Origin of the sequence: Bacillus sp. FSL R5-0434, from assembly GCF_038004745.1 — a bacterium.
Classification (GTDB): domain Bacteria; phylum Bacillota; class Bacilli; order Bacillales; family Bacillaceae; genus Bacillus; species Bacillus halotolerans.
On the sequence record NZ_JBBORV010000001.1, the window covers coordinates 2,881,611 to 2,898,676 of the forward strand.

The 17,066-nt window shown below is 44.9% G+C and carries 18 protein-coding genes; 1 reads left to right on the forward strand and 17 read right to left on the reverse strand.

Features of this window, described 5'->3' with window-relative positions; all coding sequences use genetic code 11:
- Window positions 1–26: 26 nt before the first annotated feature.
- From NYE43_RS14980 to sppA, 13 genes are all read right to left on the reverse strand, one after another.
- Window positions 27–710, reverse strand: a complete 684-nt coding sequence (locus NYE43_RS14980) for a metal-dependent hydrolase (protein ID WP_127696648.1) — start codon at window positions 708–710, stop codon at window positions 27–29.
- A gap of 63 nt (window positions 711–773) precedes the next feature.
- The gene (locus tag NYE43_RS14985) at window positions 774–1,541 is read right to left on the reverse strand and encodes an SDR family oxidoreductase (protein WP_059335663.1); all 768 of its coding nucleotides are present in this window, start codon (window positions 1,539–1,541) and stop codon (window positions 774–776) included.
- A 128-nt stretch (window positions 1,542–1,669) separates the two neighbouring features.
- Entirely contained in the window at window positions 1,670–1,801 is a 132-nt protein-coding gene (locus NYE43_RS14990) for a hypothetical protein (RefSeq protein ID WP_010335290.1), read from the reverse strand.
- Between the two features lie 64 nt (window positions 1,802–1,865).
- Window positions 1,866–3,251: an argininosuccinate lyase gene (gene argH / locus NYE43_RS14995; protein WP_095714214.1), complete on the reverse strand. Its 1,386-nt coding sequence runs from the start codon at window positions 3,249–3,251 to the stop codon at window positions 1,866–1,868.
- Window positions 3,248–4,459 carry an argininosuccinate synthase gene (locus tag NYE43_RS15000; RefSeq protein ID WP_024122485.1) on the reverse strand — a complete coding sequence of 404 codons (1,212 nt, stop codon included), beginning with the start codon at window positions 4,457–4,459 and terminating at the stop codon, window positions 3,248–3,250. Before NYE43_RS15000 ends, argH begins: the two co-directional genes overlap by 4 nt.
- A gap of 168 nt (window positions 4,460–4,627) precedes the next feature.
- Window positions 4,628–5,140: a MogA/MoaB family molybdenum cofactor biosynthesis protein gene (locus NYE43_RS15005; RefSeq protein WP_103671691.1), complete on the reverse strand. Its 513-nt coding sequence runs from the start codon at window positions 5,138–5,140 to the stop codon at window positions 4,628–4,630.
- A 79-nt stretch (window positions 5,141–5,219) separates the two neighbouring features.
- Window positions 5,220–6,407 (reverse strand): acetate kinase, encoded by a 1,188-nt coding sequence (locus NYE43_RS15010; RefSeq protein WP_024122488.1) that lies wholly within the window; start codon window positions 6,405–6,407, stop codon window positions 5,220–5,222.
- A 345-nt stretch (window positions 6,408–6,752) separates the two neighbouring features.
- The gene (locus NYE43_RS15015; protein WP_198098538.1) at window positions 6,753–7,739 is read right to left on the reverse strand and encodes a class I SAM-dependent methyltransferase; all 987 of its coding nucleotides are present in this window, start codon (window positions 7,737–7,739) and stop codon (window positions 6,753–6,755) included.
- A gap of 61 nt (window positions 7,740–7,800) precedes the next feature.
- Complete coding sequence (tpx, locus tag NYE43_RS15020; RefSeq protein ID WP_024122490.1) at window positions 7,801–8,304, reverse strand: thiol peroxidase; 504 nt, start codon at window positions 8,302–8,304, stop codon at window positions 7,801–7,803.
- A gap of 109 nt (window positions 8,305–8,413) precedes the next feature.
- Window positions 8,414–8,869, reverse strand: a complete 456-nt coding sequence (gene ytfJ / locus NYE43_RS15025; RefSeq protein ID WP_024122491.1) for a GerW family sporulation protein — start codon at window positions 8,867–8,869, stop codon at window positions 8,414–8,416.
- Between the two features lie 13 nt (window positions 8,870–8,882).
- Window positions 8,883–9,563, reverse strand: coding sequence for a DUF2953 domain-containing protein (locus NYE43_RS15030; RefSeq protein WP_024122492.1), 681 nt, complete (start codon window positions 9,561–9,563; stop codon window positions 8,883–8,885).
- 76 nt (window positions 9,564–9,639) lie between these two features.
- Window positions 9,640–10,134, reverse strand: coding sequence for an RDD family protein (locus NYE43_RS15035; protein ID WP_101860124.1), 495 nt, complete (start codon window positions 10,132–10,134; stop codon window positions 9,640–9,642).
- Window positions 10,135–10,146: 12 nt separating this feature from the next.
- Entirely contained in the window at window positions 10,147–11,154 is a 1,008-nt protein-coding gene (gene sppA / locus NYE43_RS15040; protein ID WP_103671688.1) for a signal peptide peptidase SppA, read from the reverse strand.
- Window positions 11,155–11,338: 184 nt separating this feature from the next.
- On the opposite strand from sppA, the gene NYE43_RS15045 reads away from it, so the two are divergent.
- A complete protein-coding gene (locus NYE43_RS15045) occupies window positions 11,339–12,142 on the forward strand; it encodes an NAD kinase (protein WP_254517833.1) in 804 nt (267 codons plus the stop codon).
- 35 nt (window positions 12,143–12,177) lie between these two features.
- Here the strand turns inward: NYE43_RS15045 and NYE43_RS15050 are convergent, their stop codons facing one another.
- The 4 genes from NYE43_RS15050 to thiI all read right to left on the reverse strand — a co-directional run bounded on the left by NYE43_RS15050 (window position 12,178) and on the right by thiI (window position 17,064).
- On the reverse strand, window positions 12,178–13,770 hold the full coding sequence (locus NYE43_RS15050) for an amidohydrolase (RefSeq protein WP_339233813.1): 1,593 nt from the start codon (window positions 13,768–13,770) through the stop codon (window positions 12,178–12,180).
- A gap of 19 nt (window positions 13,771–13,789) precedes the next feature.
- Window positions 13,790–15,379 carry an acyl-CoA synthetase MbcS gene (gene mbcS, locus NYE43_RS15055; protein ID WP_341062182.1) on the reverse strand — a complete coding sequence of 530 codons (1,590 nt, stop codon included), beginning with the start codon at window positions 15,377–15,379 and terminating at the stop codon, window positions 13,790–13,792.
- 177 nt (window positions 15,380–15,556) lie between these two features.
- Window positions 15,557–15,766, reverse strand: a complete 210-nt coding sequence (gene sspA, locus NYE43_RS15060; protein ID WP_014114778.1) for an alpha type acid-soluble spore protein SspA — start codon at window positions 15,764–15,766, stop codon at window positions 15,557–15,559.
- Window positions 15,767–15,858: 92 nt separating this feature from the next.
- Window positions 15,859–17,064, reverse strand: coding sequence for a tRNA uracil 4-sulfurtransferase ThiI (thiI, locus tag NYE43_RS15065; RefSeq protein WP_101860121.1), 1,206 nt, complete (start codon window positions 17,062–17,064; stop codon window positions 15,859–15,861).
- Window positions 17,065–17,066 lie beyond the last annotated feature (2 nt).

Genomic DNA, 17,066 nt, shown 5'->3' on the forward strand with positions numbered 1-17,066 from the left:
TGATTTTCAGGAGATGCTTTCAGCGTTTAAAGCTCAATCGATTCACCGACGGCCATGACTTTTCCGACTCCGCCCGGCAGGCTGTCTGCAAATGCTTCCGGGTCTTGCTCGATGACCGGGAATGTATTGTAATGAACCGGTACAACTTGTTTTGCCCGCAGCCATTCTGCAGCTAGTTTGGCGTCTTCAGGCCCCATCGTAAAGTTGTCGCCGATCGGCAGGAAGGCAAGATCAATATGGTTCAGCTCCCCGATCAGCTTCATGTCAGAGAAAAGAGCCGTATCGCCGGCGTGGAAGATCGTTTTGCCTTCAACAGTCAGCAGAATACCGGATGGCATGCCTGTGTAGGTGATCGTTTTATTTTCTTCGTCAGTGATGGCAGATCCATGAAAGGCCTGTGTAAGCTTCACTTTCCCAAAATCAAACTGATGGGAGCCGCCGATGTGCATAGGGTGAACATTTAACCCTTTCCATCCCAAATATACAGCCAGCTCATTGGGTGCCACAACCAGCGCGTTATTTTCCTTTGCGATTTGCTCAGTGTCGCCCACGTGGTCATTGTGGCCGTGAGTCAATAAGATAGCGTCCGCTTTTGCATCCTCCGGCTTTAAATCGGTTAACGAATTTCCTGTCAAAAACGGGTCAAATAAAATATGGTGGTCATTCGTTTCTACTGCAACTACAGAATGTCCGTGATACGTTACTTTCATTTCCTTCACCTCGTCACTTTGTTTTTGATGTTTTCATTTTCCCTTTTTAAGATGCTGAAAAACTTATGTGGATTGATTCTTATTAATCACATTGAGGCCCCCGGTTGCTTCAATTACAGTTCCTGTCACCAGGTCTGAGTTCTCTTCACACAAAAAGGCAATGATTCTGGCGATATCTTCACCGGTGCCGGATCTTCCTATCGGCGTTTTTTCTTTGCCGATACGCTGTCTGGCTTCCTCAATTGACGCTTCCTTCATGTCGCCGACAATGTCGCCCGGGCAAACCATATTAGCGGTTATGCCCGATTCAGCTTCTTCTATCGCGATTGTTTTTGTTAAAGAAGCCAATCCCACTTTTGCGGCGCCGAAAGCGGAGCGGTGAAGCCAGCCGGGTGCGTGTGCCGCGCCTTGAAATCCGTACGTGATGATACGCCCGAATTGCTGTTTTCTCATGACCGGAATAACTGCTTTGAATAAGTGAAAGACGGCGCTTAAATTCCCTTCCAGCATACCGTACCATTCGTCATCGGTATAATCAGCTAACTTTTTTCGTTCAAATATGTATGGCCCCGCGTTGTTAATCAAAAAGTCGATTCTTCCGAAGCGGTCCAAGGCAGCGTCTGCGATGCGCAGCAAATCTTCTTTTTTGGTGACATCACCTTTTACAAATTGCAGCCGGTCAAGGTAATCAGGACAGGCTTCCTTCAGGCGGTTTACTGCCTCTTCATCCTGCCTGTAATTCACTGTTACTGAATACCCCTTTGCAAGCAATGTTTCAGTCACTTTGCGGCCTAATCCCTTCGAACCGGCAGTAATTAAAGCATGTCGCACATGAATACCTCCCAAAGCAACGTCGCCGCTTTTCAATAAAGTGTTTCTTCTTCTACTTTACTATAAAAGGCCGGCAATATCACTTTTTACACTTTGCCATACAAAAAAAGCTGCCTATAATAGACAGCTTATTCCGCAGAAGATGAAGGCTCTTGATCCGGGATATCCACATAACCGCTTTGATATGCTTCGGAAATGAGCCTTGTTGTCTCCTGGCTTTCTTGTTCATCATAAATATAGCGTTCCGGTTCTTTTTTCATCCTTCTGCCTCCCATCATTATAGAGGTAGGTTGGCTATAATGGCGGGATTTTATGAAGGAAATTTTAACAAACTCCGGCAGCCACGCAAGCTTTCGCCTTTACGAGCGCCTCCTCTACCTGTTTGAAGCCCGTGCCTCCTGCGCTCATTCTTTTTTCGACCGCATGATAAGGATCCAAAACAGTGTAAATATCCTCTTCGAAGAGATCGCTCGCCTTCTGAAAATCGTCAAACGGCATGTCGCTTAAATAGATTCCTTTTTCGATGCATGTGTACACAAGCTTTCCGACCACTTCGTGCGCTTCTCTGAATGGCATTCCCTTCTTCGCTAAATAATCAGCCAGTTCCGTCGCATTTGAAAAGTCTTGTTTTGTCGCTTGCTTCATGACGTCTTTGTTAACAGTCATTGTTTGAATCATGCCTGTGAAGATTTGCAGGCTGCCTTCGACCGTTTTCACCGTGTCAAACATGCCTTCTTTGTCTTCCTGCAGGTCTTTGTTATAAGCGAGCGGAAGGCCTTTCATGATCGTAAACAGCCCCATCATGTCACCGTACACGCGCCCTGTTTTGCCGCGGATCAGCTCTGCCATATCCGGGTTTTTCTTCTGCGGCATCATGCTGCTTCCCGTTGCATACGTATCATCTAGCTCAATGAATTTAAACTCCTGCGAGCACCACAGAATGATTTCTTCAGAGAAACGGGAAAGGTGCATCATCAGCATGCTGCTATTGCTTAAAAATTCCAAAATGAAATCTCTGTCGCTGACGCCGTCGAGGCTGTTTTCATAAATGGAATCAAAGCCGAGCAGCTCTGCTGAATACTCACGATCGATCGGGAAGGTGGTACCCGCGAGCGCTCCGCAGCCGAGCGGAGATTTGTTGATCCGCTTCATTGAATCCTGAAAACGTTCCTTGTCGCGCTCCAGCATCCAGAAATACGCAAGCAGATGGTGAGCGAATGAAATCGGCTGGGCGCGCTGAAGATGAGTGTAGCCCGGCAGAATGGTTTCAATATTTGCTTCTGCCTTATCAATAAGCGCGCCTTGGAATGCCTCTAGCAGCTCGATAATGTGAGCGACATGGTTTTTCAGGTATAAATGCATGTCAGTTGCCACCTGGTCATTCCGGCTTCTTCCGGTATGCAGCTTGCCGCCGACAGGGCCGATTTCGTCAATCAGCATTTTCTCAATGTTCAAATGAATATCTTCATAATCAACTGAGAACTCTAATGCCCCGTCTTCTGCTTTTTGCAAAAGGGCATTCAGTCCCTCACGGATTTTCAGCTCTTCTTCTTCTGTCAGGATACCGCATTTTTTCAGCATGGCAGCATGTGCGAGAGACCCTGTAATGTCTTCGGTCACTAAATGTTGGTCAAATGATATGGACGCGCCGAATTCGTCGACCCATTTTTCCGGTGTTTTTTGGAATCGGCCTCCCCAAAGCTTCTTCATGCTTTAATCTGCTCCTTCTTTTTCACGATGCTGTTCACTTTTGTCGGAAGTCCCCAAAGCTCGATAAATCCGATTGCCGCATGGTGATCAAACGCATCGTCTTTTGTATATGTTGCAAGTTTTTCATCATATAGAGAGTATTCTGATTTACGCCCCTCTACAATCGCATGGCCTTTAAACAGCTTCACGCGAACGATGCCTGTAACGTGTTTTTGCGTTTCTTTTAAGAAAGCGTGCAGCGCGTCTTTTAAAGGTGAGAACCATAAGCCGTTGTAAATGATTTCTGACAGCTTTTGTTCGATGGCCGGTTTAAAGTGCGCGACCTCTTTCACTAATGTCAAATCTTCCAGTTCTTTGTGTGCTTTGATAAGCGTCATCGCACCCGGACATTCGTATACTTCACGGGATTTAATGCCGACAAGGCGGTTTTCCACGTGGTCGATACGTCCGACACCATGCGCGCCTGCAATTTCGTTCAGTTTTAAAATTAATTCAGAAAGTGAGTAAGAGACGCCGTCGATGGATACAGGCACGCCTTGTTCAAATGCGATTTCTATCACTTCCGGTGTATCCGGTGTTTTTTCCAGCGGCGCTGTAAGGTCGTATGCTCCTTCTGGCGGAGCAGCCCACGGATCTTCTAAAATGCCGCACTCATTTGCGCGTCCCCAAAGGTTTTGATCAATGGAATATGGGCTGTCAAGATTAATCGGAATCGGAATGCCGCGGCTTGCCGCATATTCAATTTCTTCTTCACGAGACCATTGCCATTCCCGAACCGGAGCGATGACTTCAAGGTCAGGATTCAATGATTTAATTGATACCTCAAAACGCACCTGGTCATTTCCTTTCCCTGTGCATCCGTGCGCAATTGCCTGCGCCTCTTCTTTTTCTGCGATCTCGACTAATTTTTTTGCAATAAGCGGTCGAGACAATGCGGACACGAGCGGATATTTCCCTTCATACATCGTGTGAGCCTGCAAAGATAACAGCGCGTAATCCTGGGCGAATTCTTCTTTTGCATCGATCACGTAAGAATTTGTTGCGCCGACTTCAAGCGCTTTTTGCTGAACAAACGCCAAGTCCTTGCCTTCGCCGACATCCAGACAGCAGGCGATGACATTATACCCTTGCTCTTGAAGCCATTTTATCGCGACGGAAGTATCGAGACCCCCTGAGTATGCTAATACGACTTTTTTCTGTTCTGCCATGATAAAAATCTCCTCTCAACCCTGTTTCTTTTGTATAAAAATAAATTATATTTAATAAAAATACATTTTGTATGTATACACTTTAACAAGTAAGTTCCTTTTTTTCAAGCCTTTTATTAAAAAAACTTCACCCATTTTTCCAGGTGAAGTTTCGTAGTATTTATTCATTTACTTGTCTTTTCTGATTTCTCTGACCACATGGGCGATTTCCGGAATAATCAGCTTATTCATCGCCAGCTTTACCGCACCGCTGGAGCCTGGCGTTGAAAAAACGGCTGTATGTTGGATAACGCCGGCTGTGGCTCTCGACATGATCGCACTGGAGCCGATGTCTTCTGTATAACTGAGCATCCTGAATATTTCTCCAAAGCCGGGCAGCTCTTTAGAAAACAACGGTGAAATGGCTTCAATGGTGACGTCCCTCTTTGCAATACCCGTCCCGCCGTTTAAGAGGACCGCGTCCGTCTGATCATCCATGCATCCCGCTAAGACAGACCGCTGCAGGGCATCCTTTTCGTCTTTTACAATTTCATATGCAACGATCTGATGGCCTGCTTCTTCTAAAAATGAGATCATCAGCCTGCCGCTTTTATCCGTTTCTTCCGTTCTCGTATCACTGACAGTAATCACTTTGCACCGGACAATATCGGGTGCTTCTTGTTTATGCTCTTGAACGCTCATTGGCTCACCTCTTTGTATTTTTGTCTACCTTTATGATGCTTCAACAAAAAAGCACATTCAAGTGAATGTGCTTTTTGCATTATTTAGCTAAACGAACAACGTCTCGTGCAATCATGACTTCCTCATCAGTCGGAATGATCATAACTTTTACTGGAGAATGAGGGTAGCTGATGAACGCTTCCTCACCGCGTACGTTATTAAGCGCAGGATCCCAGTATACACCCATAAACTCCAGACCGCGAAGAACGCGTTCTCTGACTTCTACGCTGTTTTCACCGATACCGGCAGTAAAGATAATCGCATCCACACCGCTCATTCTGGCAGCGTAAGAACCGATGTATTTGTGGATGCGGCTCGCAAAGACTTCAAGCGCAGTTTCCGCGCGCTCATTTCCTTGTTTCGTTGCTTCAACGATGTCACGAAGATCGCTTGAGAAACCGGAGATGCCAAGCAGTCCGCTTTTTTTGTTTAATGTATTCAGTACTTCGTCAGCTGTCTGGCCTGTTTTCTCCATAATGTATGGGATAAGGGCAGGGTCGATGTTTCCAGAGCGTGTACCCATTGCAACACCGGCAAGCGGCGTGAAGCCCATAGATGTATCAATTGATTTTCCGCCTTCAACAGCTGCAATACTCGCGCCGTTGCCAAGGTGGCAGGAAATCAGGCGTAAATCTTTTAACGGACGGCCGAGAAGCTCTGCCGCACGCTCAGTCACATATTTATGAGAAGTGCCGTGGAAGCCGTATTTACGGATACCGAATTTTTCATAGTATTCGTATGGCAGGCTGTACAGGTAAGACTGCTCAGGCATTGTCTGATGGAATGCCGTATCAAAAACAGCAACCGCAGGAACATTTGGAAGCACTTCTTTGAAGGCTTTAATTCCGACGATATTTGCCGGGTTGTGCAGCGGCGCTAATTCAGAAATATCTTCGATCTCCTGAATTGTTTCGTCCGTTAATAAAACGGAATCGCTGAATTTTTCTCCGCCGTGTACCACACGGTGTCCAATTCCGTCAATTTCATTTAAATCTTTGATAATGCCGAATTCTGTCAGCTTATTAAGCAGCATTTTAACCGCTACCGCATGATCAGGTATATCAGTTACTTCTGTATTTTTTTCGCCGTTTACAGAAATCGTGAACACACTGTCGGCGATACCGATTCGTTCAACTAAGCCCTTCGTTAAAACGGTTTCTGAAGGCATTTCGAAAAGCTGAAATTTCAAAGACGAGCTTCCTGCGTTAATTGCAATAATTTTGGACATGATTGACGCTCCTTTTTACTCTGTATCAACATCTTCGTTTTTCGTACTTTTTTCCCGGGTGAATCATCATTTTCTCCCGAAAAATATCTGACTTTTCCATTTAAACATTGTCATGTCGGCTTTTCAAGTCAACTTGTGTATTGATAACGCTTACAATAAGAAGTCGTTATTTTCAGACACATTACCTATGCGCTTAACATTGATTAACGCTTACATTCTGCAGTTTCTCCTTTCGTATTTTGTGTTTTGAAACCCTATTCAATTCGTTTATCTGCCCCCAGATATTCATCAAAAAAACAGCTTAAGCTTCCTCATATGACGGACGCTCAAACTGTTTTTGCATTTCTATTTTTCCTTAGTAAACCACGCATCTATTTGCGCCATCATGTCGAGCATCGCCTTCTGGTTGGAGAAAGACGGCAGATTCGCAAGCAGAATTTGGTTCGGCGCTTTCGTCTCTTCATCTGTTTTCTGAAGCACAAGGATGCTTTTGGCATGGGCTTCGTCTTTAAAAATTGATTTCGGCAGCTGCAATAGTGCATTGATATGAACCTTGTCCTTGAAAAACTGCTTCAGCTTGTCGCTTTGAGAGCTTTCAAACAAATGATTAGGGATCATAAAGAACAGGTAGCCGCCCGGTTTCGTATGCTTGACGCTTTGCTCAATAAACAAATGATGGGCGAAGGAATGGCCTTCATCCGCTTTCAGTTGAAAGGCTTTTGCCCCTTCGTCATTCGGATAATAGCCAACCGGCAGATCGCATATCACTGTGTCAACCGGATCGATAAACAGCGGCTCGAGGCTGTCCTGGTGGAACAGTTCCAGCTCTTTTTTCAGAAGGTTCGCCTGGTCATAGGCGATTTTCAAGAGCACGTCATCTATCTCTATGCCATAGCTTTTCGCCGTATTTTCAGACAGCTGGTTTAACACGGTGAACAGAAGATTTCCCGTTCCGACAGCCGGATCAAGAAGCGTTAACTCCTTTTTTCCTGCCATAAACTTATTTACCAGATAACTGATAAAAAGCCCGATTGTGTCTGGTGTCATTTGTCTGTTTGGATGGGATATATCCTTTAATCCCTTTAGGACGGCAAGCTGGAATGCTTTGCGCACCCATTCGTGCTCATATGTGTCAAATTCGGCTTTTTCAAGCAGTGCTTGAAGCTTTTCAGCCTTCTCATTCGGCAGCTTCAGCTGATCCGTTTTTTCAAGAAAATACATTTCTCCCGCTTCGGCAAGCGCTTCTATATATGAAATCTGCAATTCATTTTTTATGATGATCGCGGCATCATCCAGCAGCCCGTATACCGCACCTACATGATCGTTTTGCATAATGTGTTCCTCCTTGCCATGAAAAAAGCTCCGGCGGCAGCCTGGAGCTTTTTTCACCTGCTTACTTCAATAATGCCTTGGCAGCCTCAATCGGCTCTTCATAATTCGGGTGGTTCGTTGCTTCGCTTACATATTCAGCGTAAACGACTTTTCCGTTCTCATCAAGCACAAATACGGAACGCGCAAGCAGACGAAGTTCTTTTATGTATACACCGAACGCTTCGCCAAATGACATGTCTTTGTGGTCTGACAGAGTTTCTACTTTGTCAATTCCGTTTGCTCCGCACCAGCGCGCCTGTGCAAATGGAAGGTCCGCACTGATTGTGTAAATGTTGACATCTCCAAGCTTTGCAGCCTCTTCATTAAAGCGGCGGGTTTGTGCATCGCAAACGCCTGTGTCAATTGAAGGGATAACAGAAATAATCGTTACTTTTCCTTTCATGTCAGCTAACGATTTTTCTTCAAGGCTGTTTGTCAGCACTGTGAAATCAGGAGCTTGATCCCCTACTTTCACTTCTTGTCCGACAAGCGTAACAGGACCGCCTTTGAATGTAATTTCAGCCATTATAATTCCTCCCTTTCGTATGTATGTCTCTATCATAGTAAAGTTTCTTGCAAACTGCAAAGTTTATGCCAAAAAAAAGTTAACTGCGGCCGCCGCAGTTAACCCTTCTTTAATAATTCATATTGTTCATTTGGTTTTGATTTTGGCCTTGGTTTTGATTCTTGTTATTTTTCTTAAACATTTGCTGTATGCGTTCCAGTGTTTGAGGGGCTGCGTCTAGAATTTTCTCAATCAAATGTGTATTTTCATCTAAATGAAGCATTCTGATGCCAGTCGAACCGACAATTAAAAACGCGATCGGCGTAATGGACACACCGCCTCCGCTTCCGCCTCCGAAGGGCAGTTTTTGTTCTCTTGTTTCATCGTCTTCCGATTTTTTCTCAGCCGGCTTGCCGCCAAACTCGCTGCCGCCTGCGGCGAATCCGAATCCGACTTTAGAAACGGTTAAAATCACGCTTCCATCCGGTGTTTCAACCGGATCCCCGATGATTGTGTTAACATCAATCATTTCCTTCAAGTTTTCCATTGCGGTTTTCATTAAACCTTGGATGGGATGGTCTGCCATATACGCTTCCTCCTTAAACTGATGAATCATTCTTTGAAGTCATTCGAGCCGACGGATTTTTCTTTAATACAGAAAGCTCCCGTCCGTATTTGACGAATTTGAAAGCTGCAAGCATAGCATGTCCAAAGCGAAAAAAGAATATACACTGAAAATGGGTCTTGGAAACAGGGACTTGAAACGATGGAATCACTTCATAAACAGGCTTGTTCACAAAGTCTAAATGGTCATGAAGCATAGCTGCGATACCGCCTTTGACTCCCCATACGGCACCCGTTAACACACCTGTCACTGCTGCGTCATGAACCCCGACAACTGTGATCCATTCGAGTTTTGTGATATGCAAATGCGCTATAAAAGAGGCGCTGATTTTCCTTAACTTAGTGACATGATGCAGAAGCATTTCAATTTTATTGATGCTTTGCTGCACATCATCAAACGTAATTTTTTTCTTGCTGCTGCTTTTTTTCACTTTCGATTTTGTGTTCTGTCTGATATCGACTGTTCCGTCATCTTTGTTCACCTTAATCGCCGGAATTGTTTTTTTAATCCGAACCAGGCCAAACAGCGTTGTAATTTTCAAGGTTATTTTGTCATTATCCTCAGCATGAAGATACTCCGCGGCAACATGAATTTTCATTCTGAGAAGCAGCACGATACCTATAAGAATAAGAATGGCTGACAGCACATATACCATATTCTTTCACTTCCTCTAGGAAGCATTATCGCCCATTCAGCAAAAAATAAACCCGGACGGGGTCCGGGTTTAGCTGTTATTTACGATATAATTTTTCGTGCACCACAGTTGTATCAGCAATGTAATCGTGAATCCCCTGTTTTTTAGGAGAAAAAGCGACGATGATATATAAAATCCAAATTTTATCAATATACCGCCCGACCACTTCACGGAAAATCACAGTGCTCCATGTCAGCTTATGGCCCTGCTTGACAGAAATTACTTTAAGGCCGAACACCATTTTTCCGAGCGTTTGTCTGAAGTATTTGGTCATCAGCGCAAAGTATGCCAGATAAACGAAAAGCGTTGTGATGCTGTACGCTGAGATGGTGAACATGCCGGATGTTTTCGGCAGATCCAGTAAAGTAAAGATGGGAGAAACGATTAAATGGTTTACCCCCCACACAACGAGCCAATCAAGCAGGAAAGCCCAAAAACGGACCCAAAAGCCCGCATATGCGTGTGTGAGCTGTTCCGCTTGATCCGGGCCTGCGATGTCGCTGCGCTCTAACTCTTCATATGTCGCATCCATTATTGATCCCTCCTACTTCGCATAGAGATACATCATTCTCGGCGAACCGGATTGTGAAAGAACTTCTCTCATATTCAGAAAATCAATTTCACTTTTAAACATCTTGTTCGCTCCCATGGAAAACAGAGAGCCTAATCCGAAGCTTTCCTCGTAAGAGATGACAGAAGCGTTTTTCAAGTTTTTATGGTCCTTTTTCATGGCCGCAATTGTATCATCATAAAATCCGAGTTCATCCACAAGGTTCAGTTTTTTCGCCTGCCGCCCGTCATACACGCGCCCGTCCGCGATTTTCTTTACTTCCGCTTTCGATATGCCGCGGCCTTCCGAAATGACATCAATAAAGCCTTCATAGGAGTTATCAACCATAGATTGCATGATATTTTTTTCTTCTTTTGTCATCTCACGGGAAGGAGACATAATGTCCTTGTGAGCCCCGCTTTTAATGGTCTCAAAAGAGATGCCGAGCTTATCAGCCAGCTTTGAGTAATTCACGCTCTCCATGATAACCCCAAGAGATCCTGTCAGGGTTTCCGGTGTGGCAAAAATTTTATCGGCAGCTGTTGAGATATAATAACCTCCGGAAGCTGCCATCGATCCCATTGACACATAGATTGGTTTTTTTGTTTCTTTTTTTACTTCTTCCAGTTTTTTATGTATTTCGGCACTTTCATACACTCCGCCTCCCGGAGAGTTTACCTTGAGTACGATCCCTTTAACCGCATCATCCTCTTTTGCCTGCTCAAGATTTTTTAAGAATGTTCGGTGGTTATACCCGTCTGAACCGAGCAGACTGCTTGAATCACCATTATCCTGAATGGTGCCGCTGACCTCCAAAACGGCGATTTTGCTGGAAAGGCTTCCGTTTTCAAGCGTCACTTCCTGGGATTCATCTGTCAGTGACGTAAGGTCTGTTTGAGCACCCTTGACACTTTCAAAGAAACTCATTGAGATACTGACGATGATGGACACGCCAAAAATTCCAAGGGCGATCACTAATGCGATCCATCTTTTTGCATTCATTTTTTCTCCTCCTTTTTCCCAAACTCTCTCATTATACGATTCAAATGAAAAAATGTTTCATTGATGAGAAAGCTCCGGCTTAACGGGCTGCCGGCAAACGTGGTACACTTATGACCAAAGGTATTTTATCACAAATACTGGATGGCAGAAAAACTTAAATATGACAGCAAAGGGGAAATGGGATATGACCGATCATCGCCGTAATGTTTATTTTTTTCACAAACAGGACCAGGAAACAAACAAACAAGTCAGCTCCTTAACACAATTGGCTGAAGAGAACGGATTTACTGTTGTCAATCAGCCTTCTGACGCCAATATTATTGCCAGTGTAGGCGGAGACGGTACATTTTTGCAGGCGGTCAGAAAGACGAATTTCCGTGACGACTGCTTATACGTCGGCATCACCAAAAAGGGGAAAGCTCATTTATACTGTGATTTTAATGGTGATGAGCATGAAAAAATGGTGGATGCGATGACGTTTGAACAAATTGAGGTCAGAAAATATCCGCTGATTGAAGTGACAGTGGATCAGACCAGTCCTTTTCATTGTTTAAACGAAGTTTCCATTCGTTCGAGCATTATTAAAACCTTTGTGATGGATGTGCTGATTGACGATCTGCACTTCGAAACGTTCAGAGGAGACGGGATGATTATTTCCACGCCTACAGGCAGCACAGCTTATAATAAGTCTGTGGCCGGAGCCGTCGTTGATCCGCTGCTTCCCTGCATGCAGGTGACGGAGCTTGCTTCGCTTAACAATAATACCTACCGCACTCTAGGCTCTCCGTTTGTCCTCAGCTCTGAACGAAAGCTGACGCTTCGTGTGGTGCAAGCCGGAAATGAACACCCGATTATCGGTTTGGACAATGAAGCACTCAGCACAAGAAACGTGAAAACGATTGAAATCAAGCTGTCTGATAAAAAAATAAAAACCGTGAAACTAAAGGACAATTCATTTTGGGAGAAAGTAAAACGGACATTTTTATAGAAAAAAGAAAAGGACAGGCTATTCGCCTGTCCTTTTTACTGTTGATTCTCATATACAATCTGACCGTTGATAACGGTTTTTTCTATCTTTAAAAGATGAAGCTGTTTCGGGTCAATTGTAAACGGATCTTCACTGAGAACGGTAAAATCCGCGTCATACCCTTCGGCTATTTTCCCCCGTGTCTGCTCTTTGTAAATGATCTCAGCACTTCCTGCTGTATAAAGCCTGATAGCTTCATATACTGTTAAACACTCGCTTTCGTTATAGCTCGGACCGTTCTGTTCGCGGATGCTTGTCCGGAGCACCGCAGACTGGATGCCGAGAAGCGGCTCAACAGGCTCAATCGGAGCATCAGAACCCCCTGCACATAAAATGCCTTTAGAGATCAGTGTTTTCCAAGCAAAAGCTGTTTTCATACGGTCTTCTCCAAGACGGTCAATCACCCATGGAAAATCACTGGCGACAAAATGAGGCTGAAGATCAAGAGCAATCGGCATGCGTGCTGCTTTTTCAATCAGCTCATCATTCAGCACCTGCGCATGGATCAAGCGATCATGCCGGCCGCTTTTTGGCGGATGCTGCTCGACAGCCTGCAGCACTTTTTCAAAGGCAAGGTCGCCAATGGCATGAACGGCAACCTCCATTCCTTTCTCTCTCGCTTTTTGAACGAGGCGGCTGAGTGTTTCATCATCATGGACTTGAACACCGTTTGTGGAAGGATCGTCATGATACGGTTCTTTTAACAAAGCTGTTCTCCCGCCAAGCGCTCCATCAGAAAATAGTTTCATCGCACCGAATTCAACGTACGGGCCAGACGGCTTCTTCATTTGCTCCCACCGATCAACCGCTTCATGATGAACGAGCAAATGACAGCGAAACGGATACTTTCCGCTTGCCGCAGCCGTCTCATAAGCATTCATCGGAACGGACACATCGCCATAATAAGACAAATCTTCCGAATGGCCGCCTGTCAGGCCTTTTGTCCAGCAATCCTGAATGGCCGCTGTAAGCGCCTGATCAACATAGTGCTGAGATACAGGCGGAACGGCTTGCAGGACCAGATCCTGCGCCTTATCAAACAGAAGCCCAGTCGGCTCGCCATCTGCATCTCTGCCAATCACTCCGCCATCGGGATCAGGAGTGGCTTTTGAAATTCCCGCGGCTTGCAGCGCCGCAGAATTGACCGCTATTGCATGCCTGCATACCCGCTTGAGCAGGACGGGCCTGTCCGGGAATAAAGGATCAAGGTCATGCTTCGTCAAATAAGCCGGCTTCTGGAATTGATTTTCATTCCAGCCCTCTCCAATGAGCCAATCGTCTTCAGACAGGCTCTCTTCTCTTGCCTTCGCAGCCTGCAGCACAGCTTCTTTAGATGTAAACGAAGACAGATCAAGCTGGAGCTGTTTTTCTCCGTGCCCGATCAGATGCAAATGGCTGTCCACAAATCCTGGAAACATGACTGCTCCGTTCAAACTGATGTCTTTTGTTTCCGGTGAACTGTATTTCTTCTTCAGACTCTCATAGCTGCCGGTGCCTTTTATGACACCATCCTCAACATAAACAGCCTCCGTTTGGTGGCCTTCTTCGAGCATCGTATAAATGAAACCGCCGTGCCATATCGCCTTCATTCACGTTCACTCTCTTTCTTTACGCCTTTTTATTGGCTTTGAGCTGTTCTTCACGTTTTCTTAATTCCACTCGTCTGATTTTTGCAGAAGCCGTTTTCGGCAGGCTTTCGACAAATTCAATCTCTCTTGGATATTTGTATGGAGCCGTAATGGTCTTCACATGATTTTGCAGAACTTTGACAAGCTCATCACTGCGTTTTTTGTGATCTTGCAGGACAACGTATGCTTTAACGATGGAGCCTCTTATTTCATCAGGGCTTGCGACGACAGCACATTCTTTGACTTCAGGGTGCTTCACGAGCGCATCTTCCACTTCGAATGGCCCGATCGTGTAGCCGGAGCTGATAATGATATCGTCATTCCGGCTTTCAAACCAGAAGTAACCATCCTCATCTTTTCTTGCTCTGTCTCCTGTCAGGAAATAATCGCCGCGAATTTGTGTTTTCATTCTGTCCGGATCTTTAAAATATTCTTTAAAGAGCGCCGGGGTGCTGAGGTGAACAGCGATATCGCCAACCTCACCAGTTTTGCAGATTTCACCGTTTTCATTGATGATCTCCACCTGATTTCCCGGTGTCGGTTTTCCCATGCTTCCCGGTTTAATGTCCATATCCTTTAAGACACCGACTAAAAGCGTGCTTTCTGTTTGGCCGTATCCGTCTCTGACCTTGACGCCGAAATGCTTTTGGAACACGTCAATCACTTCGCGGTTGAGCGGCTCACCGGCTGAAACAGCGCTGTGCAGGGCTGAAAGATCGTAGCTATCTAAGCCTTCGACCTTTGCCATTAAACGGTATTCCGTCGGCGTACAGCAGAAAACATTGATTTTGTAGCGGTTTAAAAGCTCTAAATATTTTTCAGCTTTGAATCTGCCTTGATACACAAAACCTGTTGCTCCGCTTCCGAGTACCGCCAATAGCGGACTCCATACCCATTTTTGCCAGCCTGGCGCAGCAGTCGCCCATACGGTATCCTGTTCAGAAATATCAAGCCATGCACCGGCAGATGTTTTTAAATGAGCAAATGCCCATCCATGTGTATGTACAACACCTTTCGGCTGTCCCGTTGTTCCGGAAGTATAAGACAAGAACGCCATGTCTTCTCTTGTTGTATCAGCAGTTTGAAAACGGCTTCCATCCGCATCAATCGTTAATAGATTTTTCCATCCGGCATCATTTTCACCAATAGAAAGTTTAATCAGGCGGTCTGCAGTACTGACATCACGGAAAGCGCCAATAAAAGCAGAATAAACAATGGCGCCTTTCACTTCGGCATGTTCAATCCGGTATTCAAGATCTTTCGCACGAAGCATTTCAGAACAAGGAATAACGACCATTCCCGATTTCAGGATAGCCAGATAAACGGCATAGGCTTCGAGCACACGCGGCACCATTACAATCAGTTTATCTCCCTTTTTAAATCCAAGATCAGCCAGAGCCGCACCGATTTTATTTGTTTCTTCCATAAGCTTTTCATACGACCATGATTTTTGTTTGCCCGATTCATCCTCCCATAATAGGGCGGTTTTTTGTCCAGTTGCACTGAACTTTTCGATTTCATTAACTAAATTGTATTCCATTGGGGCAATTAAATCTTCTCGTTTCAACACGAACAACTCCTCACTTTCTCCACCCATTATACATAAATACATGCCGTTTCCGTAAGGATATGCCTAAAAACAAGCTCCATAAACATCGGTTTTTATAGGCCGCTGGTCCTTTTTTATAAAAAAACGAAAAAGAGTGGGGAAAAACCCCACTCCTAAGCCATTATGTGAAATTGTAAATTAGAATTGTCCTCCGCCCATGTTTTGTTGAGCAAAAGATACAAGACGTTTTGTGATCTCTCCTCCAACAGAACCGTTAGCGCGAGAAGTTGTTTCTGCTCCAAGGTTTACACCGAATTCAGAAGCGATTTCCAATTTCATTTGGTCGATAGCTTGAGCAGCTCCTGGTACTAAAAGGTTGTTGCTGTTACCTGAGTTATTGTTAGCCATGTGTCTCACCTCCTTGTGAGTATAGAATGTGTTAAAACACATGGCTTCATACAGAAAATCTTTGGTAATTGTATACAGGAGCCGGCTCTTAGTTAAAAGAGTTCTGCGAATTTGTCGTTTGCTTCTTGTTCGCTATATAATGTCATTGTTTCAATGTGATCAACCGCCTCTTGAATCAGCGGTTCAAAATCCACAAAGCTCTCAAAGTGTTCGATTTTTTCTTTTTTCGGGCGTGTTTTCGGGCTTGGCGGCGTAAAGATCGTGCAGCAATCTTCAAATGGCTGGATGCTTGTTTCGTATGTGCCGATTTCCCGTGATATTTCGATGATTTCTGTTTTATCCATAGCGATTAACGGACGCAGAATCGGTGTAGACGTAACCGCATTAATCGCGTACATGCTTTCAAGCGTCTGGCTCGCTACCTGTCCGAGGCTTTCCCCCGTAATAATCGCGAGCCCGTTTCTTTTTTCTCTGATTCTGTCGGCAATTTGAAGCATTAAGCGGCGGGTTGCCGTCATCGTATAGTTTTCAGGAATTTGTTTTTGGATCAGCTCTTGCGTCTTTGTAAACGGGACGATATGAAGCGTCATGCTTCCTCCGAAGCGAGACAGACACTTCGCTAAGTCCATCACTTTTTGTTTCGCACGTTCGCTTGTGTATGGCGGGCTGAAGAAATGGACAGCTTCTACTGAGAGTCCTCTTTTCATTGCGTAAAAACCGGCTACCGGGCTGTCAAAACCGCCGGAAAGCATCAGCATCGCTTTCCCTGCTGAACCGACAGGAAGTCCGCCGGCTCCTTTTTCATTGCGAATCGTCAAAAAGGTTGCTTCCTCCCTGATTTCAATTCTGAGCGGAATGTCTGGATTGCGGACATCAACTGTCAGCCCTTCTGTATTTCGCAAAATATGGCCGCCGATTTCAGCGTTCATTTCATTTGTATCTAATTCAAACTGTTTATGCGCTCTCTTTGTCGCGACTTTAAATGTATCTCCAGGCTGATATTGATCCTTGATCGCCTGCAGGGCAGTTGTCTTAATATCATCAAGACGGCTCTCACACTTAATAGCCAGGCTGAAGCTTTGAATGCCAAATACTTGTTTCAAGTGAGGAAAAATAGCCTCAGGGTCCACTCCATTTAATGTAATTGTCATACGATCCCGATTAGAAAAGTATTTTAATGTTGGATAGTCTTTCAGGACAAGCCTGACGTTTTGCTTTAAGCGTTCAATAAAGCTTTTTCTGTTTTTTCCTTTGGTTGATATCTCCCCAAAACGAATTAATATATGATCGTAATTCATGT